The organism is Streptomyces sp. NBC_00162, from assembly GCF_024611995.1.
Classification (GTDB): Bacteria; Actinomycetota; Actinomycetes; order Streptomycetales; family Streptomycetaceae; genus Streptomyces.
In genome coordinates this window covers 1,342,821-1,368,084 of sequence record NZ_CP102509.1, presented here as the reverse complement: position 1 = coordinate 1,368,084, position 25,264 = coordinate 1,342,821, and the positions used below count along the sequence as shown (strand labels likewise).

Below are 25,264 nucleotides of genomic sequence, written 5' to 3'. Positions count from 1 at the left end.
GCGGTTCGCGGTAGCGGCGTCAGATCGATGCATCCATAGAATGGCTCTATGCCCATCTCTCCGCGCGTCCCCGACCTGCCCGCCCTCGACCTGCTGCTCAGCGTCATCGAACTCGGCAGCCTGGGGCGCGCCGCCGCGGAACACGGCATCAGCCAGCCCTCTGCCAGCTCCCGGATCCGCTACCTGGAGAAGCTCGTCGGCCTGCCCGTACTGGAGCGCTCCGCCCTCGGATCCAAACCCACGCTGGCCGGCGCGCTGATCGCCGAGTGGGCCCGGACCGTGATCGACGCGGCGCACGCGCTGGACGCCGGCATCGGCGCCCTGCGCGAACAGCGGAGCTCCCATCTGAAGGTCGCCGCCAGTCAGACGGTCGCCGAGTACCTGGTCCCCAAGTGGCTCATCGGTCTGCGGGCGCAGCACCCCGCCACCAGCGTCGCACTGGAGTCCGGCAATTCGGCCGACGTGGCCCGGGCCGTCCTGGAAGGCCGCGCCGAGATCGGTTTCATCGAAAGCCCCCGCGCACCGAAGGGGCTGGAGAGCCATGCCGTGGCCCGGGACCGTCTCGTCGTCGTGGTGGCCCCGGCGCACCCCTGGGCGCGGCGCACCGCCATCACCCTCGAGGAACTCGCCGCGGCCTCGCTGATCCAGCGAGAGGCGGGATCCGGTACGCGCACCGCCTTCGAGCGGGCGATCACGGCTCACCTCCCGGACTGGCAGCCCTCCGCCCTGCTGGAACTCGCCTCCACCACCGCCATCAAGACCGCCGTGGCCGGCGGCGGCGGCCCCGCCGTCCTCAGCTCGCTCGCCGTCGCCGACGAACTGGCCGCCGGCACCCTGCGGTCCCCGTCGGTGACCGGGCTCGACCTCGACCGGTCGCTGCGCGCCGTATGGCCCACCGGCCGGCGCCCGACCGGCCCGGCCAGGGACTTGTACGCTCTCGCCCGCAGGCCGCTCAACGCCGCCGGAAGCCCCTCGAGGTCCCCGAGGTCCGCGAGGTCCGCGACGTCCCCGAGGTCATAGACCTGTTCTATGGATGCATTGATCCGTTGCCGCTACCGGGCCGGAACTCCCCGTCGGAGGATGAATTCGTAACCCCCCGATGAAGCAGGGACACCATGTACACCATCCTCTTCCTCCTGATCGCCGTATGCGTCCTGGCCGTCCTGCGGGACTGGCCACGCCGGCACCGGTTGCTGCTGTGGGCGGGAACGCTGAGCGTCACGATCCTCGCGTTCCTCCCCCACCTCGACCGAGCCTTCAACCTGAGCTTCTGAGGAGGAGCAGGAATGTCCACCGTCACCACCCCCGTCACCGGCCCCGCAGCCGCCGCCCCTGCCGCCCGGCTCTCCAACCGCCTCGGCCTCTGGTTCGCCCACGCCTACGTCCTGGGCATGTGCGCCACCATCGGCGGCGCCTACGTCTTCCAGTTCGGCCTGTGGGAGTACCCCTGCCCCATGTGCCTCCTCCAGCGCATGTTCATGCTGCTCAGCGCCATCGGCCCCGCCATGATCATCGCCCGCTCCCGCAAGGGAGCCGTGACCACCGGTGAATTCGCCTCCGGTTGGGGCGTCGCCCTCGTCTCCGCGCTGATCGGCGGCACCGTCTCCGGCGCACAGGTGCTGATGCACATCGTGCCCCCGGACCCCGGCTACGCCGGCGCCCTCTTCGGGCTGCACCTGTACACCTGGGCCGCCATCACCTTCTTCCTGGCCGCCCTCGCCGCAGGCGTCACCCTCGTCCTAGCCGACGGGGCCCAGCCCCTGGACGCCGCCGCCACCTCGCCCGCCCTGCGCCGCACCGCCGGCTTCACCCTGGGGGTCCTGGCCTTCTTCGCCGTCAGCAACCTCGTCGCCTGCTTCCTCCTCCAGGGATTCCACTGGCAGATGCCCGGCGACCCCACCGGCTACCAGTTCTTCGCCGACCTCTTCTGAGGCTGCCCGGCCCCAGGCATCCCCGCACGCGCCGCGCCCCCGACCACGACACCGGTCGGGGGTGCGGCGCGTTTGCGGTGCCCGGCTACCGATGGGTACGCATTTGCTAGGTAAATCTGCCGAATCTGCCTTACCTGCTGGCATATCTGACTGATACATTCCGCACGCGCACAGGACGGAATCCACCTCTGAAAGAGAGAATTCGATGAGGAAGATGCTTCTGCGGCGGTCCCTCGGCGGGAAGGCGCTGGTCCTGGGCGCCCTGCTGGGCCTGGCGATACCGGGGTCGGCGTACGCCAACACGGTCGGTGTGACCGTGAAGACCCCGGGCGCCACCATGGGGCCCGGATCTCCCTTCTCCGAGATTTCGACCAACGCGGCCTGTAGCAGCGGTCTCATCTCCGGCGGCGGGATAAACCAGGCCATCGGCACCGGCACCTCGTCCAACGGGAACAAGGTGAACGGCACTTCGCCGAGCCCCGACGGCAGCACCGAGTACACCGGCTCCACCGGCGTGGTCGGTACCGACGTGACGTACTGGCTCGGCATCGGCGGCAGCGGCGGCGCGGTGAACGCCTCGTTCTCCAGCACCCCGTACGCGATGTGCTTCACCAGCAACCTGATCAACCACACCCAGGTGGTCATGAACAAGATCGCCGGACCCACCTCCAGCGGCACGGTGGGCCTCGTCGTCGCGACCTGCCCGGCCAACACCCGCCTGCTCGGCGGCGGCGCCCGCATCACCCCGGCCAGCGTCGGCAGCCTCAAGCCGATCGCCAGCTACCCCACCTTCAACAACTCCGGGCACAACTTCGGCCAGAAGGCGGCGGCCGACGGCGAGACCAACCCCGACTCCTGGGCCGCGGTCGGCTGGAACGGCGGCGGAGGCAACAGCAACAACACCACGTACGCCTACGCCATATGCAGCGGCAACAACATCAACATCAGCGGCACCACGGTCAAGGTCCGCTTCAGCGAGGTGAGCGGCCCCACCGCCGCGACCGCCGGCCAGACCGTGACGGTCGGCTGCGGAGGCGGGGACGGAAAGCTGGTCAGCGGCGGCGCCGCCATCAGCGGGGGCAGCGTGACCACCACCAACTTCACCGGGCCGGGATCGGTCGGCGACCACCTCAACGGAAGCTACCCCAGCGACTCCGGCGGCACCCCGGTCGGCGACGGGACCACCACGGCCTCGTACTGGACGGCGTACACCCACACCGGCGGCGGAAGCTCGCCCAACACCTACTCGGACGTCTGGGCGCTGTGCGCCGACGACGGCGTCTGAGAACCGAAGCCGCGTCCTTTCCCGATACCTCGATGGGACCCTCGTTGAGCATGTTCAGATCCAAGACCGTGGTGGTGGCCGGTGTGACCGGCCTCCTGGGAGCCGTGCTGACGGCCCTTCCCGCCACCGCCGACCAGCCGGCCGCAGCCACACCCTGCGGCGCCGGCGGCGTCTTCACCGCCTCACCTCCCACCTGCGCCTACACCGCAACGGGCACGGACACCTTCACCGTCCCCGACGGGGTGAGCGCGGTCACCATCGACCTGTACGGGGCCGAAGGCGGCAGCGCCGCCGGATTCGTCACCCCCAACCCCCCGAACGAGGGGGCTCCCGGCGGCCTCGGCGGCCGGAGCCGCGCCACACTCGCCGTCGGCGCCGGCCAGAACCTCGGCATCACGGTGGGAGCCGCCGGAGTCCCCGGCAGCTCCCGGCGCGGTGAGTACGCCCGCCCCGGCGGCTTCGGCCACGGATCCGGCGGCGGCGGGTCGCACGGCGGGGGCGGCTCCGGCGGCGGCGCGTCCGACGTACGGGCCGGTGCCTTCGGCCCGTCCGACCGGGTCCTGGTCGCCGGTGGCGGCGGAGGCGCGGGCAACGGCGGACCCCTGCTGCGCGGCGGCGCCGGCGGTCCCGTCGCGGAGCCCGGCGGACAGGGCGGCGGCCCCGAGGGCTCCGGTGTCGCCGGCGGCGGAGCGAGCCAGACCGCACACGGCACCGGAAGCCCCAACTCGGCGCTCGGCGGCCCCGGGATCGCCGGCAGCGACATCGACCCCCAGACCGGTCTGCCCAACCCGGGCAGCGGAGGCCCCGGCGGCAACGGCGCCCGCGGCGGAAACGGCGGAGGCGGCGGAGGCGGCGGCTACTTCGGCGGCGGAGGCGGCTCCGGCGGCGGGAACCCCGGCAACCTCTACGGAGCGGGCGGCGGAGGCGGAAGCAGCTTCGCCGCACCGACGGCCAACGACGTCTCGCTCCTCCCGGCGGTCAACCAGGGCAACGGGAAGGCGATCGTCTCGTTCCGGTACGGGGCCTCGGTCACGGTGGCCGCGGACACGGCCGCACCGCTGTTCGGGCACCCGGTGACCCTCACCGCCACCGTCGGCTCGGCGAACCTCTCCGCGGGCACCCCGGGCGGGACGGTCACGTTCTCCGACGGGGCGACCGAGCTGGCGACCGTGCCGCTCGACGGCAGCGGCCGGGCCCGATTCCGTACCGGCACGCTCCAGCCCGGCTCCCATCCGATCACCGCGAGATACGGCGGAGACCCGGGCCACACGCCGGACGCGACGGCCCAACCGGCCGCCGTCACCGTCGGATTCAGCGAGCCGTGCCTCACCACTGCGCGCCAGGGAGCCCTCACCGTGTCCGCCGGTCAGGCGCTTTGCATCGCCTCCGGCGGCAGCCAGACGGGACCGGTCACGGTACGGCCCGGCGGGGCCCTGGCCGTGTCGGACGCCCGGATCTCGGGGCCGGTGTCCGCCGAAGGCGCTCTGGCCCTCACCGTCTGCCGGTCGAGCCTCACCGGACCGGTCGGCGTCAAGGGAAGCACCGGCTACGTGATGATCGGCTCGGACCACGACTCGACGGCCTGCCCCGGCAACACGATCAACGGCCCGCTCACCCTCGAAGGCAACACCGGTGGTCTCCAGGCATCGGCCAACACGGTCACCGGACCGGTGCGGATCGACGGCAACAGCGCCGACGTACCGCTGTCCGGCGAGCCGGTCCCGGCGTTCCGGGGCAACCGGGTCACCGGACCCCTGCGCTGCGAAGCCAACAGCCCGGCACTGCTGCAGACGGACACCGTCGTGCAGGGACCCCGCTCAGGACAGTGCCGCCTCTGACGGGTCGACGCGGCAACCGCCTCGTCAAGGGGTAGCCGCTGCCTCCCGTTCGGGGGAGCGCCCCCGCCCCGCAGGCCGATGTGCGTACTTCAGCCCCGGGGCGAGGGTGGTCGTCGGACAGCCTTAGCGGACGGCGACGACCACATGGCTGTGGCCGAACTGCCATACCGTGCCGATCTGAGTGAATCCGGCCTCGCGCAGCAGGGTGATGTGGCCGGAAAGCGTCAGGTCGTTGCCCTCGCAGTGCGGATGCCGGTCCGGCCCGCACCCCGCGAGCCGAGGTGCCAGCTCGGGGTCGGCGGCCGCCTCCGACCACCACGACTCCCAGTCCTCGGTCGTGTCCAGGTACCGCTCGGAGTGGCGCTCTCCGACGTGGAGGGCCAGTTCGGCGATGCGCGGCGCGTCCGGGCCGGCGGGGCGGATGTGGTCGCCGTTGACGAGGACCCCGCCGGGGCGCAGCCGTTCGGCGAGTTCCCGGTAGACCTGCCGCAGTGTGGACTCCCCGAGGTAGTGCAGGGCGGTCGCCGAGACCACCGCGTCCACCGGACGGTCCAGGGCGAGCGCGTCCAGCCAGCCGGGTTTCCCGATCACGGCCTCGGCGTAGCGCAGCGCCGGTCCGTAGTGGGAGCTCCCCAGTTCGAGGAGCAGGGGGTCGGCGTCGACGGCCAGCACCTCGGCGTCCGGGAGGCGGGCGGCCAGCCGGGAGGCCAGGGCTCCCGGGCCGCTGCCCAGGTCGAGGACCAGGGGAGAGGTCCGGCCGGCCGTCACCTGCTCCACGACGTCGGCGATGACCGTGAACCTCTCCTCGCGGTCGACGGCGTACCGCTGCTGCTGACTCTCCCAGCGCTCCACCCAGCGCGCTGCCGTCAGGGCCGTCATCGTGCTCATCTCCATAATGGAAATCATTGCAGATTGGCGAGTGTGGTGAGCAACCCTTCCACCTCTTCAGGTGTGTTGTGCACGTGCAGACTCACCCGTACCGAGGAGTCCCGGTCGCCGCCGCCCGCCTGGCAGTGGCCGTCGGAGCGGACCATGATGCCGTGGCTGAACAGGATGAACCCGAGGTCCTGCGCGCTGATCTCACGATGCCGGAAGGTGACGATGCTCCGGCGCCGCTGCACCTCGGAGGCGGTGGCCAGACTCGAGCGGCAGCCGAGGACCTCGTACGCGGGCAGTCGCTCGAGCCCGTCCGTCAGCAGGGAGGTCAGGGCCACGGTCCAGCGCTCGATCCGGTCGGTCCCGGCGGCGTCCAGCCAGTCCAGGGCCGCCACCAGGGAGGCGATGCCCACCGTGTTCGGAGTGCCGCTCCAGCCGCCGGGCCGGAAGGCGGGCCCCCGCCGTCCCCGCGCCCAGACCGCGCCGGTTCCGGGCAGGGCGAGGGCCTTGTGCCCGGAGAAGACCACGAAGTCCACGTCGAGCTCGGCCACGGAGACCGGGAGGTGGCCGATGCTCTGGGCGGCGTCCAGACAGATGGGGACGCCGGGCCCGACCACCCGCCGGACGCGGTGCACGTTCATGTCCGCCCCGTACACGTGGTGCACGTGCGTGGCGGCCACGAAACGGGTGCGCGGCCCGACCATCCCGGCGAGGGCCACCGGATCGTAGTCCCCGGAGCCCGCCTGGCAGGGCAGTTCCCGCACCCGGATCCGGACCCCCTGGCGGGCCAGCAGCTCCCGCGCCTCCAGCCACGGCGACAGGTTCGCCTCGTGGTCGGCGAACGGGACGACGATCTCGTCGCCGTTCGCCAGCAGTTCGGGCAGCCACTCCCGTGCGACGGTGCGCAACCCGTCCGTGGCCCCGGTGGTGAAGTGCACCGAGGACCGGTCCGGCCGCGGATCGCCGAGGAACTCCCTGACCCGGTCGCGTGCGCCCTCCACCAAGGCCGTCGTGGTGTTCGCCCAGGGGTACGAGCCCCGGCCCGCGTTGGCGTTCGAGGTGGTCAGGTAGGTGTGCACGGCGTCCAGGACGGCCCGCGGCTTCTGTGCGGTGGCCGCGCTGTCCAGGTAGGTCAGGTGGGGATGTCCGACGATGATCGGGAACTGGGCGCGCAGCCCGCGCTGCCACGAGGCCAGCTCCTCGATCTCCCCGGCGGGGTCCGCTGCCACGTCAGTCACGCACCAGAGGCGCTCCGGCGTCCCGCCAGGCCACGATGCCGCCTGCGAGACTGCGTACGTCCGGGTGGCCCATGCGCGTCAGCAGGGCCGCGTACCGGGCGGACTTCTCGCCGACCGGGCAGGTCAGCAGCACCGGATGCCGTGTGCCGAAGGGCAGGCCGCCGCGGACGAGTTCGTCGAAGAGCTCGTCGACGATGTTGATCGCGCCGTCGATGTGCAGTGCGGCGTACGCGAACGGGCCGCGCAGGTCGACCACCAGCGGACGCCGGTCCTCCATCCACTTCTGTGCCTCGGTGACCTCGATGACGGTGGCCGAGCGCACCTCGGCCTCGGTCAGCGCGGTCACCGAGTTCTTCGCCGGAGGCCTGCCGAGCAGCTCCGGACGGCGCTGCCGCACGTAACCGAGGTAGCTCTCCGCCCGGTCGCAGACGATGAACACGGCCGTCCTGCGCTCGCCGCCCGACGGGGCGTCCAGCGGCCGGAGATGGCGCACGGCCCCCAGGTACGCGGCCCCGCCGGTCGGGCCGGCGAGCAGCCCGCAGCGGCGCATCAGTGTCAGCATCCCGTCGATGGCCTCGTCCGAGCTCACCGCCTCGATCGTGTCGTAGGCGGCGGGGTCGAAGAGGCCGACCTCCTGCACCTCGTCGATGGTGCGGATGCCGGGGATGAAGTCGGACTTCTCCCCGACCAGACCGACGACCCGCACGTCCGGGTCGTGGGCGCGCAGGGCGCGGGCGACCCCGGTGGACGAACCGGCCGTGCCCACGCACGCCACGAACCAGTCCGGAGCCCGGCCGTCCAGATCGGCGATGATCTCCGGGCCGGTGCCCTGCGCGTGCGCCTCGGCGTTCAGGGGGTTGAAGTACTGGTCGGTGTGGAGAAGGGCGCCGTCCGGGCGGCTCAGCCGCTGGTGGAAGCGCGTCAGCGGGTCCTCGGTGTCGGTCGGGTCGAGGCATTCGCTCTGCCCGGGCAGTTCCTCGATCTCGGCGCCCAGCAGCAGGAGCAGGTCCTTGATCTCCGGTATGCGCATGCGGTTGGTGACGCTCTTGAACGGCAGCCCGTGCAGACCCGCGATGAGGGCCAGGGCCTTGGCGGTGTTCCCGCTGGACAGCTCGACGACCGTCGCCGCGCCGGCCTTCGCGTCGGCCAGCGCGGAGCGGGCCATGTGCCAGGCCGCCCGGTCCTTCAGCGAGCCGAAGGGGTTGAGCATCTCCAGCTTCGCGTACAGGTCGATGTGGAGCAGACCGTGTACCGCCGGGTCGATGCGGACCAGCGGCGTGTTGCCGATGGCCTCGGTGATGCTGTCGTACCTCATGTCCGCCGTCCCCCCGTGGCTGTGACCGGCCAGTACTGCTCGTCGAGGCACCAACTCCAGTTCCCGCTCCCCTCGTTGGCGCTCTCCTCCCGGACGGCGACCTTGCGGGCCACGGGCTGCTGCTGGGCCCGGGTCGCGGTGAAGTCCATGCAGTAGCCCGCGGTGTTGGCGAAGGCGAGAAGATCACCCGGTCGCGGCAGCCGGGGCAGGAACACCATCCGGCGGGTGATCAGGTCCGCCTCCAGGCAGAGGTTGCCCATGAGGTACACGCCCACCGGTCCGGTGGCGTGCCCAGGGGCGCCGTCGCGGTCGTCGCGGTCGTTGCGGGAGAGGAGGACGGGGTCCATCAGGACGCCGTGGTCCTCCAGGCCCACATCGCCCGCGTTCAGGGCGAGTCGTACGAGGTGCTCCCCGGCCCCGCCGGCCCGGACCTCCTGCACCCTCCCGAGCGTGAGCCCGCACTGGTCCGCCAAGGCCCGGCCGGGTTCGGCGTACAGGTCGTACATGCTCTCGAGCAGCAGCGTGCCGAACGGGCGGCCGAGGCCCGGCGCGGGACGGGACAGCAGCTCGTCGAGGTAGGCGGCGCCGGCGACGGGGCGATGGGCCGGATAGAGGCCCAGGGATCCCCTGAGGGTGCCGTTCTCGGCGCGCAGGCCGTAGCCGTGGCCGCCCCAGGTGAGCGGCGGGCGCCGGCCCATCACGGCGTGCGTGAGCTCGGTGGTGTAGCGGTCCCACTGCGCGGCGTGCGCCAGGTAGTTGACGCCGAAGCCGCCGCCCACGTCGATGACGCCCGGCCGGAACCCCCGTATCTGGAGCTCCTCCATCGCCCGCAGACACCCTTCGAGCGCCGTCGCCTTCTCGTCCAGGCTCGTGGTGTCGAGGTGGTAGCCCACCCCGATCGGCTCCAGCGCGTCCTGGTGGCGTTCGAGTACGTCGAGCAGGTCGTTCAGCGACTTCACCGCGGTGCCGAAGCGGCTGCGGCGGGACAGGACTCTGGTGCCGGAGGTCTCGAACTCGGACAGCCGCAGGATCACGCGCAGGCGGGGCAGGCCGAACGCGCCGACGATCCGGGCCGCGTCCTCCAGCTCGGCCGCCCCGTCCGCGTTGACGACGGCCCCGCAGCGCGCGGCGAGCCAGAGCGCCTCGGGGTCCTTGGGGCCGGTCACCACGATCCGGTCCCCGGTGAATCCCGAGGCGAGCGCGTGCCTCAACTCGCCGAGCGAGGCGGCGTCGAGGGCGGCGTCGGTCGTGCTGAGGTGCCGGACCAGGGCGCTGGAGCGGCTGGCCTTGTGCGCGAAGCAGACCCGGCCGCCGAGGTGGTGCCGGCGCAGGACGGTGCGGAATCGCGCCACGTTCTCCGCGAACTGCTGCGGAAGTACGAGGTTCAGGGGTGATCCGAGCCCGTCCACGAGTGCATGCAGGAAGGAGGCCGCATCCAGCAAGGACGTCAGCCGCGGTGCCAGCCGCGGTTCCAGGTACAGAGGTGCGTTGCTCATCCCAGCTGTTCCTCCCCGACGAGGAATACGTACCGGTTTCGGCAAACGGTCATACGACCGTAACCCGATCGGGCCTCTTTGGGTCCGGACCGGCGGGGGAGGGACTGCTTCGTGACGCCCGACGGCCGAATCGGGACGGTCGTCGTGCTGCCCGGGCCCTACTTGCCGACGTAGGGGAGCAGGGCCATCTCGCGGGCGTTCTTGATCGCGGCGGCGAGCCGTCGCTGCTGCTGAGCCGTGACGCGGGTGACGCGGCGGCTGCGGATCTTGCCACGGTCGGAGATGAACTTCCGCAGCAGATCGGTGTCCTTGTAGTCGATGTAGGTGATCTTCGCCGCGTCCAGCGGGTTGGGGCGGGAGGAGACGTGCTTGCGCGGGGTGATGCGTCGGGCCATGGGGAGTCCTTGGAGTGAGGTGTCGTACGGGTCTTACGAGACGGGGTCGAGCAGGGCGTCGAAGGCGGCGGGGAGGCGTTTCCACCCCTCGCGCCCGGCGGTGAACTCGGCGTCGGTCAGCAGGCAGGAGTCGAGCAGCCGCTCCAGCCCGTCGCGGTCGAGGCCGGGCGAGGTGAACACCAGGTGCTGGCAGCAGTCGCCGTGTTCGGGGTGCCAGCCCAGCGCGGCGGCCGCCCGGCGCACCGGCGGCACCATCTCCCAGGCGGCGTCCGGGAGCGAGGCCAGCCAGGGGCCGCCGTTCTCCACACAGAGCGCGCCGCCCGCGGCCTCCCAGGCGAGCAGGGTGTCTGGGCGGTCGGCGAGCCAGAACCGGCCGCGGCTGCGGGCGGCCGCGCAGGCCAGGTCCTCCAGCGCCTCGTACAACCGCTCCGGGTGGAACGGCCGGTGGCGGTGCCAGACGAGGGTGGCGACCCCGGCTTCGTCGGCCTCCTGCGGAAGCAGCGCACAGGCCGGGTGCTGCGCGGCGGCAGCGGCCTCGGTGTCGAATCCGGCGAAGGCGAGCCGCGCCAGATCAGGGGAACCGGTCTCCACCCGGCGAGCGGTCGGGTGGAGCTGCTCCAGAAGGGCCCGGTCCTCCTCGTCCGCTTCGGGGCTGTCCAGGAGGGCGAGCACGGGTGCGTACTCGAGCTGCCGGGCCCAGGTGTCGCCGACCGTCCGCCGGTCGGAGGCCGCCGCCGCGAGTCCCGCCTCCGCGAGGTCGTCCCCGTTGGACAGGTACGGCAGGACGAGGGCCGGGTCGACGGCGGTGATCACATTGGCGAGTTCCAAGCGCTCGCCGCCGTGCGCTTCGACGACCTCGGCCATCGCCCGGGGCTCGACGGAGTCCCACAACTCGACGACCGCGAGCCGGGTCAGCCCGCCGTCGGCGAGCCGCCACAGTTCGGGGACCAGGTCCTCGCGCAAGGCGCAGCAGGCGCAGTCGTTGACGAGCGGCGCCTCACCGGACCCGAGTGTTCCGGAGGCGTCGCGCACGGTGCGCCGGACGGTTCCCCCGGCCGCCGTGGAGAGGTCGTGGTGCAGGGCCACGCTGCCGGGGACGGTGGCGAGCAGCCGTTCCACGGTGGTGCGGCGGGCGTCGGAGTGCAGCCCGCCGACGATGACGACGGGCAGGCGCACGCCGTGCTCCCGGCCGTGGGCGGGGTGGATTCCGGGCTTCATGGCGGTGTCCTTCTGCGGGGTGGGGTGGTTTCAGCGCTCTTCGCGGAAGTCGACGTGCCGACGGACCACCGGGTCGAACTTGCGCAGCACCATGCGGTCCGGGTCGTTCCGCCGGTTCTTGCGCGTGACGTAGGTGTAGCCGGTGCCCGCGGTGGAGCGGAGCTTGACGATCGGGCGTACTTCGTTGCGTGCCATGCCGCTACTATACGGGAATGGAAATCATTTCCAATAGCCTTCGATGACTCTTCCGCTCCAGAGAGAGGCAGGTAACACCGTGTCCGCCCACTGCCAGCTGACCGGCGCCCAGCCGGGCTTCGGCAACACCATCTCCCACTCGCACCGGCGCACATCGCGCCGCTTCGACCCCAACGTCCAGCGCAAGCGCTACTGGCTGCCGAGCGAAGGCCGGCACGTCCGCCTCACCCTCAGCGCGAAGGCGATCAAGACCGTCGACGTGATCGGCGTCGAGGCGGCCGTGGCCCGGATCCGGGCCCGAGGGGTGAAGGTCTGATGGCGAAGAAGAGCAAGATCGCGCAGAACGAGAAGCGCAAGGCGATCGTCGAGCGCCATGCCGCCCGGCGAGCCGAGCTGAAGGAGCTCGTACGCCGGCCCTCCTCGACGGAGGCCGAGCGCCGCGCCGCGCTGACCGAGCTGCGCGGGCAGCCTCGCGATGCCAGCGCGACACGGGTGCGCAACCGTGACGGCGTGGACGGCCGCCCGCGCGGCCACCTGCGGAAGTTCGGGCTCTCCCGGGTCCGGATGCGCGAGCAGGCGCACGCCGGATTCCTCCCCGGAGTCACCAAGTCGTCCTGGTAGTACCCCCGCGCCGCCTCTTACCGGTCCGCGGTTCAGCCGAGCCGGACGGTGATCGTCTGGGTGGCCCCGGCCTGCCCCGTGAGGTCCGTGAAGGTGAGGGTGAGCGCGGAGCCGGTGGTGGCCGAGGCGACCGTGGCCGGCTTGGAGAGCACGGCCGCCACCGGGCGGTTCCATGTCACGGTGAGGCCGGTCTGCATCCGCATCGGGTCGCTGACGCAGAGGGTGGCCGTGCCGTCGCCGTGCTCCCTTACGAGCACGCAGGCGGGCTTGTCGGCGCTGAGCGTGCCGACGGTCCCGGCGAACCAGAAGTTGACGGCGGTGACGCCGAGCGAGGCGACCCTGACGCCCTGCTGGTCGTTGTCGTTGGCCAGGACCGTCAGCCAGCCGGTGTCGGCCGCCCGGGCGGCGGTGGCGGCCGTCCCGGCGCCCGGCATCAGGATGTAGGAGCAGGCGGCATCCACGGGGTCGACGCCGTGGTCGAACCAGAGCGTCAGGTACCGGCGGGTGATCGGGTCCGTGGTGCCGCCGGTGTTGATGTCGTGCCAGGAACCGGTCCGGGCCTCGCGCCGCGCCTTGACCGTGGCCCCGCCGGGGAACACGTACCCGCCGTGCCCCGCGATCTGTGCCCAGTCGGCACCGGTGAGGGTCGCCGACCAGCCGAGGGCGGTGGACTGCGCGGCTCCGTTCACCGTGAGGCCCTGGGTGCCGGTGGCCCCGAGGTTGCGGTTGTCGACCACGGTCTCGACCGTGGTTCCGTCGGCGCTCCGGACGGCGCCCGCCAGACAGACGACCGAGTCGGCCAGACAGAACCAGGACTTCTTGGCGTACAGCGTGCCGGCCAGCCCGCGGACGAACTGGCCTATCGCGGCGTACTCCCCGTCCGTGGCGCCGCCGACCCAGTTGACGTCCGGCCTCGGCAGCCCCCAGGCACCGCCCTCGGCATCGGCGAGCACCTTGCGGGAGACGGTGATCCCCGGCAGCCGGTACGGGTCCACGGTCGGCCAGAAGGCGTCGGTGTACTGGCCGTTGGCGTACGTGTCCCCCCACCACTGGAGCATGCCGGCCCCGGCGTGCCAGCCGCGGAGGTTCTCCCCGTTGCCCGTCTCGTAGAGGCCCATCCGCTTCGAGGCCATGCTGATCGAAGCGGCCCAGCCGGGCCGGCGGTGGACGGCCCGGTCCATGCTGGGGAAGAGCCGGTGTCCCGTGGGCTCGCCGAGGGCGGTGACAGCGTTGTCGTCCCGTACGGCCTTGAGCCTGGCCAGCGCCGCGACGCTCAGGTCGGTGTCGGCGAGCACGGGGCTGTAGTAGTCCCGCTGTATCCAGCCCTTCACCAGCCCGCGCCAGCGCTGGTTCTGCGCGCTGCTCGCGGCACCGCCCAGCAGGGCGATGGAGGCGAGGACGCCGTGGCCACGGCCGTGGTCGCCGCCCTGGAAGCCGTAGGAGGTGATCCGCGGGTTGCCCCGGCTGGTGGCGCGCCCGGACACCGCGTCCATCATCAGGCCGTTGTACAGGAACGGCGCGTAGGACTTCTCCACCGAGTCGAGGACGAGCTGCCGCTTGGGCTCGGTGACCGCCCAGGTCGAGCCGCTGAGCAAGGAGAAGAGACCGGCCAGGCCGCCGAGCAGCACCGCACCGTAGGAGCCGGTGTAGGAGAGGTAGGTGTGCTGGACGAAGGAGCCGTCGGCGTAGAGACCGTCCCCGCTGGTGACGAGGGGGAACACAGGGGAGAGGGCGTCGCGGGCCAGCGCCACCTTGGCGGCGTTCTTGCCGAGGATGCCGCGCAGGGCCAGCGAGCGGCACAGATCCACCCGGTTCGCGCCCGTACTGGTGCCGGTGTACTGGGCCACCGAGGAGTCCGGGACGAAGCGGTCGACGGCAGCGAGGTGGTTGGCGAGCTGGGCGGCGGTGAGCTGGTCGTGGAGGATCACGCTGATGTCCAGCAGGATCTGCGGGGAACCGATCTGGAAGTCCCACCAGTTGCCGAACTGGCTCTTCGCCGGGTTGTAGACCTGCTGGTAGAGGTGGTCGAGACCGGTCTTGATCTCGGCGGCGAGCGCGGCGCCGCCGGTCAGACCCGTGCCGGGCTGGGCGTAGGCCTGGGCCATGGTGGCCAGCCGGGCGTAACTGCCGGTGATCGAGCTGGAGATGGTCAGGGGCAGGTCCGGCCAGAGCGACCCGCTGACGGCCGCCATGGTCGAGCGGTGCTCGGCGGCCTGCGTGCCCAGCAGTGCCAGCTTCCCGGCGAACGGCTCGGCCGCCGGGTCGAATCCGCTGCCCAGCACCATCCCGCGCCACCTGAGACGCAGGGTGTCGTACTCGTCGCCCGCGGCGGATGCGGTGCCGGTCGGGGCCAGGGCGCCGACCGAGGACATTCCGGCCAGCAGGGCGGCGTTGCCGGAGAGGTGGAGGAAAAACGGCGGGACCATGGGCTGGACATGGAGCCTCCAGAACTGGGGCGCGGCCGGCTCGCCGGACGGCGGGGCGCGCCGTGCGCGCGTGTGCGCGCAGCAGGAGGCGACCGCTCGGCGGTGAGGCGGTGACACGCGTGGAAGCGGGGTGGGAGGGGGCGCCCGCTGACCGGTTTGTAGCACGCGCGCGAAATAACGTTCAAGAGGTGCGTAAGGATCGATCGTTCAAACGATCAGATCAATTCAGATCACTTCGGATCGATCGCTCCAGACGCTCACACTCGGATGTCCACGACGGTGTTGTCGCGCCGGGCGCGTTCGGCGGCCAGCACGGTCAGGTGACTGATGAGGGACTCGTACGGGCCGGATTTCACCAGGCCGGGATTCCCGGTGGCGACGGCGGAGACGAAAGCGTCCATCAGGCCCGCGTCGCCGCCTCCGTGACCACCGGCGGCGTCCATCGCCCCTTCGGAGCCGAGCCCGATGGCCTCCTCGGTGCGGGACAGGAAGTCGTAGACCCGCAACTGCCTGCCATCGCCCCGCAGTTCCCCGCGTGTGCCGAAGATCCGGGTCTGGCGGTCCGCGTGCTCGGTGAAGGCGGTCATGGTGAAGGTGGCCGTGGCCCCGGAGGCGAACTCCATGGCGACCACCTGGTGGTCGACCACGTCGTTGTCGCAGGCGTACACGCAGCGCCCGTACGGGCCTTCACGCAGCGCAGTCTCCAGGGCGTGCGGGGTGAACTCGTCGATCACCACGCTCAGCGGCCAGCCGTGACGGCCCGCGGCGAGCCGGTCGCCGTAGTCGCGCTTGGCGGAGTACGGGCAGGTGCTCTCCACCGCGCAGTCCAGACACCGGTCGGCGGCGCCCGCGGGCCTGCCCTCGGGCCGGAAGTGGGAGAGGCGGCCGAAGCTGGAGACGCGTACGGGCGGCCGGCCGAGCACGTACTGCAGCCAGTCCAGGTCGTGGCAGGACTTCGCCATCAGCATGGAGGTGGCCTCGTCCTCGCGGCGCCAGTTGCCGCGCACGAAGGAGTGGGCCTGGTGCCAGAACCCGACCGGTTCCAGGTGCTGGACGCTGACGACGTCTCCGATCCGGCCGGAGTCGAGGACGCGTTTGAGCGCCTGCGTGTAGGGGTGTACCGCAGGACGTGGCCGACGGAGAGGATCACCCCGGCCTCCTCCACCGCGGCCACGATGCGCCGGCACTCCTCCTCGGTCAGCGCCATCGGCTTCTCGAGCATGATGTGGTAGCCGAGCGCGGCGAACGCCAGCACCGGCTCCAGGTGTTCACGGTCCAGTGTGCAGATCAGCACCGCGTCCGCGACGCGGCCACGGGCGGCCAGCACTCGCCAGTCGTCCACCGCCGCCCCGGCATCCAGACCGTGAGCGGCCGCGAACCGGTCCCGGCGCACCGTGCGCGGCTCGGCCACCGCGACGACCGTGGCCCGCTCCGGATGGGCGAGGGCCCAGCGCGCGTGACCGGTTCCTCGGTCCCCGGCACCGACGACGGCAAGAGTGACTCCGGAGGGCATGCGTCCCGCTTTCCCTGCCTAGGCGACGTCTGGGGCGCGAGGCTAGCGATCCCCGATCACCGGGACAAGACGCCCCCGGCCCACTGGGCCGTGCCGCGCGCAGGCCCACGACAGCAGCCGGTCACCTGACGCGCCGATCTGACGCCGGTTCAACTGGCGTTCACGCCCCGCTTGCCGGGCCTCCCTAACCTCCCTGTGTCCTGCACACAGAGTGGAAGGGAAACCCGGTGTCCTTCACTGTTTCTGTCCGTACGGCCGTCCTGCCCGCCGCCGCGTTGGCCGCCCTGGCCATACCGGCCGCGCCCGCGCAGGCGGCCTCCGTCTCCGTCACCGCGAGCGTGGAGACCGCGCCGGTCTCGCACAGCGGGGACGCCGCCGACGATCCGGCGATCTGGGTCCACCCGACGGACCCCGCCAAATCCGTGGTCGTCGCCACGGACAAGAAGGGCGCACTGGAGGTCTACGACCTGTCCGGCACCCGGATCCAGCGGATCAGCGGCGACTACGGCAACAACGTCGACCTGCGCGGCAACATCGTCGTCTCCGCGGACGACGAGGCCGCCGGCGGCAACGGCGCGATGCACATCTACCGCATCGACCCCGCGACCCGGCAGCTCAAGTGGCTGAAGGACGTGCCCACCGAGGTCACCGCCCACGGCATCTGCCTCTACACCTCCCCGGCCTCCGGGAAGCTGTACGCCTTCCCCAACTCCACCTCGGGCCGCGTCGAGCAGTGGGAGCTGGCCGTCAGCGGCGATTCCGTGACCGCGACCTCCGTGCGCCTGTGGGACGCGGGCTCCGCCGTCGAGGGCTGCTACGCGGACGAGACCACCGGCAAGCTGTACCTCGGCGAGGAGGACGTCGGCGTCTGGGTGTACGGGGCCGAGCCCACCGCCGGCACCGCGCGCACCAAGCTCGACTCGACCGGCTCCGGCGGCCACATCACCGCCGACGCCGAGGGCATCACCGCCGCCGGCAACCGGATCTACGTCTCCTCCCAGGGCAGCAACGACTTCACCGTCTACGACCGCACCACCCGCGCCTACCTCGGCCGCTTCTCCGTCGCGAACGGCACCGCGGCCGACGACTGCGAGGACACCGACGGCATCGACGCCACGGCGGCCAACCTCGGCCCGGCCTTCCCGCAGGGCGTGTTCATCTGCCAGGACGGCTCCAACGGAGCCCCGGGCAGCAGCGGGAACCAGAACTTCAAGTTCGTCCCGCTCCAGCGCATCACCGGACTCTTCGCCTGATCACCGGCGTCGCCCCGGTATGTGACGGATGATCAGATCTGATCTCCGCAAGGGGGAGTGAGCGTGAACAGGGGGCGCGCGGTGGTGCAAAGGATCTCGACCTGATCACAAGCCGCGCGAACCCTGGCCGTTCCTTTAGGTGTGCCTTACCTAAGTTGTAAGGTGACGCCGACAGGTCGGTGATGGGGAGGCATGTGGTGTCCTTAGGCGACGTCCGTCTGGTGGCGGACGCTCTCGACGTCGGGCACGCGGGTCGCCCGGTGCTCAAACAGGTGGATCTGTCGCTGCGGGCCGGCGCGATCACCGTATTGGTCGGTCCCAACGGCTGTGGCAAATCCACCCTGTTGCGGACCGTGGCCGGTCTCCTCCCGCCCATCGGCGGCGAGGTGCGCATCGACGGCGTACCGCTTCGTCAGCTGGCCCGTCGCGCGCTGTCCCAGCGTCTGGCGTTCCTTCCCCAGACCTCCCACGCCCCGGCCGGGGTGACCGTACGTGAGCTCGTACGCCACGGCCGGTACGCCCATCGGGGCGCGCTCGCCCGGCACACCGGCGAGGACACCGAATCCATCGAGTGGGCGCTCGAGGTCACCGACGCGGCTCCGCTCGTGGACCGCCGGCTCGACGAACTGTCCGGCGGCGAGCGCCAACGGGCTTGGCTGGCCATGGTGCTGGCGCAGCGGGCGGGCGTCCTGCTGCTGGACGAGCCCACCACCTACCTCGACATGCGCCACCAGTTCGAGGTGCTCGACGTCGTGCGCCGGCTGGCCGGCGAGCACGGCATCGCCTGCGGCGTGGTGCTGCACGACCTGATGCAGGCGGCGGCGTACGCCGACGAGGTGGTCGTCGTCGCCGACGGCGCCGTCGCGGCCTCCGGGGCGCCGGACGAGGTACTGACCCCGGACGTCATCCACGACGCGTTCGGCCTGCAGGTCACCGTCGTCCGCGATCCGCACAGCGGATACCTCGCCTGCTTCCCCGGCGCTCCGACGCGGCCGCAGGAGTCCGCCGCCACTTCCTGAACCAGAACCACCCCGCACACAAGGAGAGTTCGCCATGCAGAGGATTCTGCGCGCCCTCGCTACGACCGGAACCGCCGCGGCACTCGCGCTGTCCGCCGTCGGCTGCGGTTCCGGAACGGCCGGGGACGCGGCGGGCGGCAAGTCCGCCGCCGACAAGCCGGCCGCGGACAAGGGCGCGACCGGCAAGATCACCGTGGACACCGCGCAGGGCCAGGTCACCCTGGACAAGCCCGCCGCGAAGGTGGTGACGCTGGAGTGGACGTACACCGAGGAACTGGTGGCCCTCGGCATCACCCCGGTGGGCAACGCCGACAACAAGGGCTACGGCACCTGGATCACGGCGAAGGGTGCGGGCCTCGCGGAAGGCACCACGGACGTCGGCAGCCGCAACGAGCCGAGCCTGGAGAAGATCCGGGCCCTGCAGCCGGACCTCATCGTGATCGACGACGACCGGTCGAAGGCCAACCTCAAGGCACTCCAGGGCATTGCCCCGGTCGTGTCGTTCAAGTACACCACCAAGCCCCAACTCGAGACGATGAAGAAGAACTTCACCGAGCTCGCGAAGGCGGTGGGCAAGCAGGACAAGGCGGCCGAGGTCAACCGGCAGATCGAGACCAAGGCCGCCGACCTCAAGGGGCGGCTGGACAAGGCGGGCAAGGGCGGGCTGAAGTACGCCGTCGCACAGGGCTTCACCGCCAACGGCACCGCGTCGATCCGGATGCTCACCGATGACGCCATCGCCCCCCAGGTGCTGAACCTCGCGGGGCTGAAGAACGGCTGGAAGGGCGAACCCGACGCCTGGGGCATGACCACGGTCGGCGTCGAGGGCCTGACCAAGACCGAGCAGGACGCGACCTTCCTCTACGTCGCCAGTGTGAAGGACAACCCGTTCACCGGCGACCTCGCCTCCAACGCGGTGTGGAAGGGGCTGGAGTTCGTGAAGAACGACCGCGTCATCCCGCTCGACCCCGGCACCTGGCTCTTCGGCGGCCCGCTCTCGGCGCTGCACATCCTCGACGAGACCGGCAAGGCCCTGAAGGTCTGATGACGCTCTCCGCCCGTCTGCCCGCCCGCCTGTCCGGCCGTTTATCCGGCGGACTGTCCGGCCCCGGCCGGCTGTCCGGCCGCCGCCCGCGAGCCCTGCTCGTGGGCGGCGCCCTCTCCTCGTCCTGTGCCTGGTCACCGTGGTCCACCTCGGCCTCGGGGCCTCCGGCGTGGACATCGGCGACTTCGCGGCGCTGCTCGCCGGTCACGGCGACCCGCACACCCGCGACATCCTGGTCGGCAGCCGACTGCCGCGCACGCTGACCGGTCTGGTCGTCGGCGTCGCGCTCGGCGTCTCCGGAGTCCTCGTACAGGGCGCGACCCGCAACCCGCTGGCCGCTCCCGACACCCTGGGCGTCAACGCCGGTGCCTACTTCGCCGTGGTGCTGGTGGCGTTCACCGGCGTGAGCCTGGGCCCGCTGCCCGCCGGGGGCGCGGCCTTCATCGGCGGCGTCCTCGCCATCGCCCTGGTCTACCTGCTCAGCAGTAGGGGCGTACTCACACCCGGCCGGGTCCTGCTCGCCGGGGCGACCGTCGCCCTCGCCGGCACGGCGGCCGCCGAGTTCCTGCAGATGCTCGACCTCCAGGCCACCCGAGGGCTGTTCTTCTGGGGCAACGGCACCCTGATGCAGTCCGGGCTGGAACGCCCCCTGACGCTCGGCGCGGTCGTCGCCCTGGGCGCGCTGGCCGCGCCGCTGCTGGCGCGCCCGCTGGATCTGCTGGCACTGGGCGACGAGACGGCCGAGGCGATGGGTGTCCGCGTGGAGCGGATCCGACCCGCCGCCTTCCTGATCGCCGTCCTGCTGTCCGCCTCGGCGGTGTCGCTGGCCGGCCCGATCGGCTTCATCGGTCTCATCGCACCCGTCATGGTGCGGCAGTTGGGGATCCGCAAGCACGCGCTGCTCATCCCGATGTCGGCGGTGCTGGCCGCCACGGTGCTGCTGGCGGCGGACGCCGCCGCGCAGCTGGCCGTGCCGCCGTCCGCCGTCTACACCTCGGAGATCCCGGTCGGCGTGGTGACCGCGCTGATCGGCGGCCCGGTCTTCATGCTGCTCGCCCGCCGGGTGAGCACGGGCGACGCCGACACGGGCGCGGCGGTCACGGTCTCGGACGGCCGCCGGACTCCCGCGTACGCGCTGGCGATCGGGGGCGGGCTCGTCGCACTGGCCGTCGCCATGGTGCTGTCCCTGCGGGTCGGCGACGTGCACATCGGCTGGAGCCAGCTCGGCGCGGCGCTCTTCGGCTCCGCCGAGCAGATCACCGAGGCGGTGGTGTCGTACCGGCTGCCGCGGATCCTGGTGGCCGCCCTGGCCGGTGCCTGCCTGGCCGTGGCGGGCGCCGCCGTGCAGGCGGTCGTCCGCAACCCCCTCGCGGAACCGGGGCTGGTCGGGGTGACCGGCGGTGCGTCCCTCGGCGCCGTCCTGGTCATCCTCGTCGTGCCCTCGGCGCCGCTCGCCGCCCTCCCGGCCGCCGCGGGCATCGGGGGCGTGCTGATGCTCGCCCTCGTGGTCTTCGTGGCCCGGGGGAGCAAGGAGAGCGGCCGCGCGGGCCTGGATCCGACCCGGGTGGTGCTGGTCGGCCTCGGCGCCGCCGCCACGTCCATGGCCCTGGTCAACATCATGGTGGTCGGCGCGCAGATGAACATCTCGGCGGCGCTGAGCTGGCTCGCCGGAAGTACGTACGCCCGCGACTTCACCGCGCTCGGCTGGCTCACCCTGCCGGCGCTCATCGCGATGGTGCTGGTGATCGCGGCGAGGCCGGTGAACCTGATGGCCCTGGGCGACGAACTGCCGCGCGCCCTGGGCCTGGACCTGGGCCGGGCCCGGCTGCTCGTACTGGGCGCGGGCGCCGTGCTGGCGTCCGGCACGGCCGCGGCGGTGGGCGCGGTCGGCTTCGTCGGACTCGTCGCCCCGCACCTGGCCCGGCGCATCGTCGGCAACAGCACGGCGCGGATGGTGCCCATGGCCGCGGTGCTGGGCGCTGTCCTGGTGGTCTCCTCGGACGCCCTGGGCCGCTGGCTGCTCGCCCCGACCGAGATTCCGGTGGGCATCGTCACGGCCCTGGTCGGGGCCCCGTACCTGGTGTGGCTGCTGCGCCGGACTCAGGAGGTCTGAGCGACCGAGGACCGGCGGCGCTTCGCGGCGCCGCCGCCGACGGTCCGCGCCTCGGCCCTGAGCGTGCGGGCGGCGAACACGCCCAGCAGGCAGACGAGGGCCGAGGCCAGGCAGACGGCGGTGAAGCCATCAGAGAAGGCCGACCGGGCCAGGGGCCGCAGGGCGGGTTCGAGGAGCTCGAACCGCCCGGTCTCCACAGCCGTCCGCGCCGGTACGAGGCCGTCCGGCCCGGGATTCGGCCCCGCCTGCAGACCCGCCTGCAGCCCGGCCTCCACCCGGCCGGAGAACAGCGCCCCGAACACGGCCACACCGGCCGCGGTGCCGAGCGGGAAGCAGGCGTTGGTCAGCCCGGAGGCCATCCCGGCCCGCTCGGCGGGCACCGCGCTCACCGCCACACCCATCAACGGCGGGAAGATGACGGCGCCCCCGGCGCCGAGGAGCACGAGTCCGCCGACGGTGGCGGCCTGCCCGGCGTGCGCCCCCGCGGCGGCGGCCAGCGCGAGGAGGCCCAGCCCCTGGAGGGCGAAGCCGGCGGCGACCAGGACGTCAGGAGTGAAGACCCTTTGCAGCCGCGCGACGAACAGGCCCACCACGAGCAGACTGCCCGTCAGCGGCAGCAGGTACAGGCCGACTTCGAGCGCCGAGAACGCGTGAGCGCTCTGCAGCCAGAGCGTGGTGAAGGCGAGGACGCCCAGGCTCGACATCCGGGCGAGGAACCCCAGGACGGCGGCGCCGGAGAAGGCGCGGACCCGCAGGAGCGCCATGTCGATCAGGCCGCCGCCCCGCCGCTGGCCGGCCACCAGGGCCACGCCGAGCAGGACGCCGAGGACGGCGGAGCCGAGTACCTCCGGCGCCGTCCAGCCGGCCTCCGGGCCGGTGACCAGCGGATAGTGCAGGGCCAGGAGGGTGCCCACGCCGAGTGCCGCGCCCAGGAGGTCGATGCGCCGGCGCGTTTCGGCCGGTGCGGCGGATTCCGGCATGCGGGCCAGCGCACCGGCCACGACCAGGACACCGATCGGCACGTTGACGAGGAAGATCCACCGCCAGCCGAGCCCCTGGACGAACAGGCCGCCGACCACCGGCCCCAGTGCCCCCGCGGCGGAGGCGATGGCCGCGAAGGCCGCTATCGCCGCCTGGCGGCGGGCGCCCTCGTACGCGGCGGCCAGCAGGGCGAGCGTGGGCGCGAACACCATGGCGCCGCCGAGGCCCTGGGCCGCCCGGGCGGCGATGAGGGTGCCGGCGTCGGGGGCCAGTCCGCATCCGGCGGAGGCGAGGGTGAACAGCGCCATCCCGGCGGTGAACACCGCTCGCCTCCCGATGCGGTCGGAGAGCGCCCCCGCGGTGAGCAGCAGCGCGCCGAAGGCCAGCGAGTACGCGGACACCGTCCACTGCACCCGGCCGAGCCCGGCATCCAGGTCCCGGGCGATGTCCGAGAGGGCGACATTGACCACGGTCACGTCCAGGGTCATCACCACGCCACCCGCACTGACCAGGGCAAAGGTCCATCGGGGGGTGCGACGGCAGGAGGGCACCACTGATCACCTCGAACGGGAATCCGGGAAGAATGATGGTTTGGTTAGCCTAACCTAAGGCGATTGTTGATGGTGTGTCATGTCGCCCCTATGGCTGGAAGCTGACCTTGTCGGTTAGGTGAGCCTTACCTAATCTGACCACTGCCTGGGCCGGTTTGCCCAGGTGAGCCGATCCAGCGACCACGGAGCCGTTTGATGTCCATCCCCCCGACCATCCCGTCCCCACCCTCCCCGAAGTGGCCCCCGCGGCCTGGCGGGAGGCCAACCGCCGGCTTCTCGCCAAGGCGTTGGGCGAGTGGTGTTTCGAGGACATGCTCAAGGCGGCGGAAACCGGAGAAGGCAACTACCGCGTCGATCTCGACAGCGGTACGACCTACGCTTTCAACGCGGAGCCCGGCGCCTTCGGATGGCTGCGGGTCGACCCGCGGTCGATCACCCGCACCGCCACCAGCATGCTCGGCAACGCGGTGGCCGAACCCGCCTGGGACGCCCAGCAGTTCCTCCTCGAAGCGGCCTCGACCCTCGGCAGCGACGCGTCGACGATCGCCACCTACTTCACCGAGCTGTCCGCCACGCTCGCCGTCGACGCGGCACGCATCACGCACGGCGGCGAGACCGTGACCGAGCTCCGCACCCTCGGCCACACGGAGCTCGAGTGCCGGATGACGGGGCACAACCTGCTCGTCGCCAACAAGGGCCGCATCGGCTTCTCGGCCACCGACGTGCGCAACTACGCCCCCGAGTCGGCCCAGTCGCTCCGGCTCCAGTGGGTGGCCGTGCACCGCGGCCTCGCCGAATTCCGCGGCACCTCGGAACTGTCCGAACAGGACATCCTGGCCGGGGAGCTGGACGAGTCGACCCGGAACCGCTTCACGCAGGTACTGGAAGCGGCCGGAGTCGACCCGCAGGGCTACGTGTGGATGCCCGTGCACCCCTGGCAGTGGGACCACGCCGTCCAGATCCTGCACGCGGCCGACGTGGCACAGCGCCGCATCATCCCGCTGGGCGACAGCCCGGACGCGTACCTGCCCGGGCAGTCCATCCGCACGATGGCCAACGTCACGGTCCCCGACCGCCACGACGTCAAACTGCCGCTGAAGATCCTCAACACCCTCGTCTGGCGCGGCATCCCGCCGCACTGCACGATGGGCGCGCCCGTCGTCACCCAGTGGCTGCGCGGACTGGTGGAGCGCGACGCGTTCCTGACCGAGGAGTGCCGGACGGTGTTCCTCGGCGAGGTCGCCTCCGTCACCGTGCGCCACCCCTACCTCTCCAAGCTGGAGGACGCGCCCTACCAGCACCTCGAGGCCCTGGGCTGCATCTGGCGGGACTCCGTCACCGCCCGCAAGGACCCCGGCGAGCGGGTCCGCACCTTCGCCTCGCTGCTCCACGTCGACCACACCGGCGACGCGTTCGTGGCCGAACTCGTCCGGGCCTCCGGCCTCGACCCGCAGGAATGGCTGCGGCGGCTCTTCGACACCCTGCTCGTCCCGCTGATGCACGTGCTCTACCGCTACGGGGTCACCTTCAACCCGCACGGACAGAACACCCTGATCGGCTACGACGAGAACGACGTACCGACCCGCCTGTACCTGAAGGACTTCGTCGACGACGTGTGCGTGTCCTTCACCGACGTGCCCGAGCGCGGACCGGAGCCGGACGGCCACGACCACGTCCTGCCCCGCAAGCACCCCTCGATCATCCGTCAGCACGTGGTCGACCAGGTCTTCGTCGGCCACTTCCGCTACCTGGCCCCGCTGTGCGCCGAACAGCTCGGCGTACCGGAGAAGACGTTCTGGCGCATGGTCCGCCGGACCATCCTCGACTTCCAGCAGCGCTTCCCCGAACTGTCCGAACGGTTCGCCGAGTACGACCTGCTCACCCCCAGATCCCCCGGTACGGCCTGAACCGCGACCGGATCGTCGTCACCCGGTACGGCGACCGCGCCCTGCGCC

General features: G+C 71.9%; 22 protein-coding genes and 1 pseudogene. 12 read left to right on the top strand and 11 right to left on the bottom strand.

Translation table 11 applies throughout. The annotated features are described in order from the left end of the window. Positions 1 to 48: 48 nt before the first annotated feature. The 5 genes from JIW86_RS07085 to JIW86_RS07065 all read left to right on the top strand — a co-directional run bounded on the left by JIW86_RS07085 (position 49) and on the right by JIW86_RS07065 (position 5,054). Positions 49 to 1,020: a LysR family transcriptional regulator gene (locus tag JIW86_RS07085; RefSeq protein ID WP_257552994.1), complete on the top strand. Its 972-nt coding sequence runs from the start codon at positions 49 to 51 to the stop codon at positions 1,018 to 1,020. A gap of 95 nt (positions 1,021 to 1,115) precedes the next feature. Then, complete coding sequence (locus JIW86_RS07080) at positions 1,116 to 1,274, top strand: hypothetical protein (protein ID WP_257552993.1); 159 nt, start codon at positions 1,116 to 1,118, stop codon at positions 1,272 to 1,274. A gap of 12 nt (positions 1,275 to 1,286) precedes the next feature. Further along, positions 1,287 to 1,931, top strand: coding sequence for a disulfide bond formation protein B (locus JIW86_RS07075; RefSeq protein WP_257552992.1), 645 nt, complete (start codon positions 1,287 to 1,289; stop codon positions 1,929 to 1,931). A 205-nt stretch (positions 1,932 to 2,136) separates the two neighbouring features. Next, positions 2,137 to 3,216: a hypothetical protein gene (locus JIW86_RS07070; protein ID WP_257552991.1), complete on the top strand. Its 1,080-nt coding sequence runs from the start codon at positions 2,137 to 2,139 to the stop codon at positions 3,214 to 3,216. A 50-nt stretch (positions 3,217 to 3,266) separates the two neighbouring features. After that, entirely contained in the window at positions 3,267 to 5,054 is a 1,788-nt protein-coding gene (locus tag JIW86_RS07065; protein ID WP_257552990.1) for an Ig-like domain-containing protein, read from the top strand. A 123-nt stretch (positions 5,055 to 5,177) separates the two neighbouring features. Here JIW86_RS07065 and JIW86_RS07060 read toward each other — a convergent pair whose 3' ends face one another. From JIW86_RS07060 to rpmG, 7 genes are all read right to left on the bottom strand, one after another. Further along, positions 5,178 to 5,942, bottom strand: a complete 765-nt coding sequence (locus JIW86_RS07060; RefSeq protein WP_416237532.1) for a class I SAM-dependent methyltransferase — start codon at positions 5,940 to 5,942, stop codon at positions 5,178 to 5,180. A gap of 14 nt (positions 5,943 to 5,956) precedes the next feature. Next, a complete protein-coding gene (locus tag JIW86_RS07055; protein ID WP_257559243.1) occupies positions 5,957 to 7,159 on the bottom strand; it encodes an aminotransferase class V-fold PLP-dependent enzyme in 1,203 nt (400 codons plus the stop codon). A gap of 1 nt (position 7,160) precedes the next feature. Beyond that, positions 7,161 to 8,483 (bottom strand): pyridoxal-phosphate dependent enzyme, encoded by a 1,323-nt coding sequence (locus tag JIW86_RS07050; protein ID WP_257552988.1) that lies wholly within the window; start codon positions 8,481 to 8,483, stop codon positions 7,161 to 7,163. Continuing rightward, entirely contained in the window at positions 8,480 to 9,979 is a 1,500-nt protein-coding gene (locus tag JIW86_RS07045; protein WP_257552987.1) for a Y4yA family PLP-dependent enzyme, read from the bottom strand. Before JIW86_RS07045 ends, JIW86_RS07050 begins: the two co-directional genes overlap by 4 nt. Before the next feature lie 158 nt (positions 9,980 to 10,137). After that, positions 10,138 to 10,374, bottom strand: coding sequence for a 30S ribosomal protein S18 (rpsR, locus tag JIW86_RS07040; protein ID WP_257552986.1), 237 nt, complete (start codon positions 10,372 to 10,374; stop codon positions 10,138 to 10,140). A 33-nt stretch (positions 10,375 to 10,407) separates the two neighbouring features. After that, positions 10,408 to 11,592 carry a CobW family GTP-binding protein gene (locus JIW86_RS07035; protein WP_257552985.1) on the bottom strand — a complete coding sequence of 395 codons (1,185 nt, stop codon included), beginning with the start codon at positions 11,590 to 11,592 and terminating at the stop codon, positions 10,408 to 10,410. A gap of 30 nt (positions 11,593 to 11,622) precedes the next feature. After that, the gene (gene rpmG, locus JIW86_RS07030; RefSeq protein WP_030162346.1) at positions 11,623 to 11,787 is read right to left on the bottom strand and encodes a 50S ribosomal protein L33; all 165 of its coding nucleotides are present in this window, start codon (positions 11,785 to 11,787) and stop codon (positions 11,623 to 11,625) included. Between the two features lie 79 nt (positions 11,788 to 11,866). On the opposite strand from rpmG, the gene rpmB reads away from it, so the two are divergent. Together rpmB and rpsN are read left to right on the top strand one after the other, a co-directional pair. After that, positions 11,867 to 12,103 (top strand): 50S ribosomal protein L28, encoded by a 237-nt coding sequence (gene rpmB, locus JIW86_RS07025; RefSeq protein WP_257552982.1) that lies wholly within the window; start codon positions 11,867 to 11,869, stop codon positions 12,101 to 12,103. After that, on the top strand, positions 12,103 to 12,408 hold the full coding sequence (rpsN, locus tag JIW86_RS07020) for a 30S ribosomal protein S14 (protein ID WP_257552981.1): 306 nt from the start codon (positions 12,103 to 12,105) through the stop codon (positions 12,406 to 12,408). The genes rpmB and rpsN overlap by 1 nt, the downstream gene beginning before the upstream one ends. Positions 12,409 to 12,440: 32 nt before the next feature. On the opposite strand, the pseudogene JIW86_RS07015 reads toward rpsN, so the two are convergent. The 3 genes and pseudogenes from JIW86_RS07015 to JIW86_RS41620 form a co-directional block, all read right to left on the bottom strand. Next, positions 12,441 to 14,845: pseudogene (locus tag JIW86_RS07015) on the bottom strand (polysaccharide lyase 8 family protein). A gap of 246 nt (positions 14,846 to 15,091) precedes the next feature. Then, on the bottom strand, positions 15,092 to 15,880 hold the full coding sequence (locus JIW86_RS41625; RefSeq protein ID WP_322975610.1) for a Gfo/Idh/MocA family oxidoreductase: 789 nt from the start codon (positions 15,878 to 15,880) through the stop codon (positions 15,092 to 15,094). Then, on the bottom strand, positions 15,796 to 16,347 hold the full coding sequence (locus JIW86_RS41620) for a Gfo/Idh/MocA family oxidoreductase (protein ID WP_322975495.1): 552 nt from the start codon (positions 16,345 to 16,347) through the stop codon (positions 15,796 to 15,798). Before JIW86_RS41620 ends, JIW86_RS41625 begins: the two co-directional genes overlap by 85 nt. 227 nt (positions 16,348 to 16,574) lie before the next feature. Here JIW86_RS41620 and JIW86_RS07005 point away from each other — a divergent pair, with 227 nt between their 5' ends. From JIW86_RS07005 to JIW86_RS06990, 4 genes are all read left to right on the top strand, one after another. Further along, positions 16,575 to 17,600 (top strand): phytase, encoded by a 1,026-nt coding sequence (locus tag JIW86_RS07005; protein ID WP_257552980.1) that lies wholly within the window; start codon positions 16,575 to 16,577, stop codon positions 17,598 to 17,600. Between the two features lie 197 nt (positions 17,601 to 17,797). Continuing rightward, positions 17,798 to 18,619, top strand: coding sequence for an ABC transporter ATP-binding protein (locus JIW86_RS07000; RefSeq protein WP_257552979.1), 822 nt, complete (start codon positions 17,798 to 17,800; stop codon positions 18,617 to 18,619). 34 nt (positions 18,620 to 18,653) lie between these two features. Then, complete coding sequence (locus tag JIW86_RS06995; RefSeq protein ID WP_257552978.1) at positions 18,654 to 19,664, top strand: ABC transporter substrate-binding protein; 1,011 nt, start codon at positions 18,654 to 18,656, stop codon at positions 19,662 to 19,664. Between the two features lie 43 nt (positions 19,665 to 19,707). Next, entirely contained in the window at positions 19,708 to 21,777 is a 2,070-nt protein-coding gene (locus tag JIW86_RS06990) for an iron ABC transporter permease (RefSeq protein ID WP_322975609.1), read from the top strand. On the opposite strand, the gene JIW86_RS06985 is transcribed toward JIW86_RS06990, so the two are convergent. After that, a complete protein-coding gene (locus JIW86_RS06985) occupies positions 21,765 to 23,249 on the bottom strand; it encodes an MFS transporter (protein ID WP_257559242.1) in 1,485 nt (494 codons plus the stop codon). The two genes, JIW86_RS06990 and JIW86_RS06985, sit on opposite strands and share 13 nt — an antisense overlap. A gap of 296 nt (positions 23,250 to 23,545) precedes the next feature. Between JIW86_RS06985 and JIW86_RS06980 the strand changes: the two genes are divergently transcribed. Continuing rightward, a complete protein-coding gene (locus tag JIW86_RS06980; RefSeq protein ID WP_257552976.1) occupies positions 23,546 to 25,216 on the top strand; it encodes an IucA/IucC family protein in 1,671 nt (556 codons plus the stop codon). The last annotated feature ends 48 nt before the right edge of the window (positions 25,217 to 25,264 follow it).

Excerpts from the sequence above, each read along its gene's own strand:
- JIW86_RS07085 (WP_257552994.1), top strand. The coding sequence starts at position 49 with ATGCCCATCTCTCCGCGCGTCCCCGACCTGCCCGCCCTCGACCTGCTG.
- JIW86_RS07080 (WP_257552993.1), top strand. The coding sequence starts at position 1,116 with ATGTACACCATCCTCTTCCTCCTGATCGCCGTATGCGTCCTGGCCGTC.
- JIW86_RS07075 (WP_257552992.1), top strand. The coding sequence starts at position 1,287 with ATGTCCACCGTCACCACCCCCGTCACCGGCCCCGCAGCCGCCGCCCCT.
- JIW86_RS07070 (WP_257552991.1), top strand. The coding sequence starts at position 2,137 with ATGAGGAAGATGCTTCTGCGGCGGTCCCTCGGCGGGAAGGCGCTGGTC.
- JIW86_RS07065 (WP_257552990.1), top strand. The coding sequence starts at position 3,267 with ATGTTCAGATCCAAGACCGTGGTGGTGGCCGGTGTGACCGGCCTCCTG.
- JIW86_RS07060 (WP_416237532.1), bottom strand. The coding sequence starts at position 5,942 with ATGAGCACGATGACGGCCCTGACGGCAGCGCGCTGGGTGGAGCGCTGG.
- JIW86_RS07050 (WP_257552988.1), bottom strand. The coding sequence starts at position 8,483 with ATGAGGTACGACAGCATCACCGAGGCCATCGGCAACACGCCGCTGGTC.
- JIW86_RS07045 (WP_257552987.1), bottom strand. The coding sequence starts at position 9,979 with ATGAGCAACGCACCTCTGTACCTGGAACCGCGGCTGGCACCGCGGCTG.
- rpsR (WP_257552986.1), bottom strand. The coding sequence starts at position 10,374 with ATGGCCCGACGCATCACCCCGCGCAAGCACGTCTCCTCCCGCCCCAAC.
- JIW86_RS07035 (WP_257552985.1), bottom strand. The coding sequence starts at position 11,592 with ATGAAGCCCGGAATCCACCCCGCCCACGGCCGGGAGCACGGCGTGCGC.
- rpmG (WP_030162346.1), bottom strand. The coding sequence starts at position 11,787 with ATGGCACGCAACGAAGTACGCCCGATCGTCAAGCTCCGCTCCACCGCG.
- rpsN (WP_257552981.1), top strand. The coding sequence starts at position 12,103 with ATGGCGAAGAAGAGCAAGATCGCGCAGAACGAGAAGCGCAAGGCGATC.
- JIW86_RS41620 (WP_322975495.1), bottom strand. The coding sequence starts at position 16,347 with ATGCCCTCCGGAGTCACTCTTGCCGTCGTCGGTGCCGGGGACCGAGGA.
- JIW86_RS06995 (WP_257552978.1), top strand. The coding sequence starts at position 18,654 with ATGCAGAGGATTCTGCGCGCCCTCGCTACGACCGGAACCGCCGCGGCA.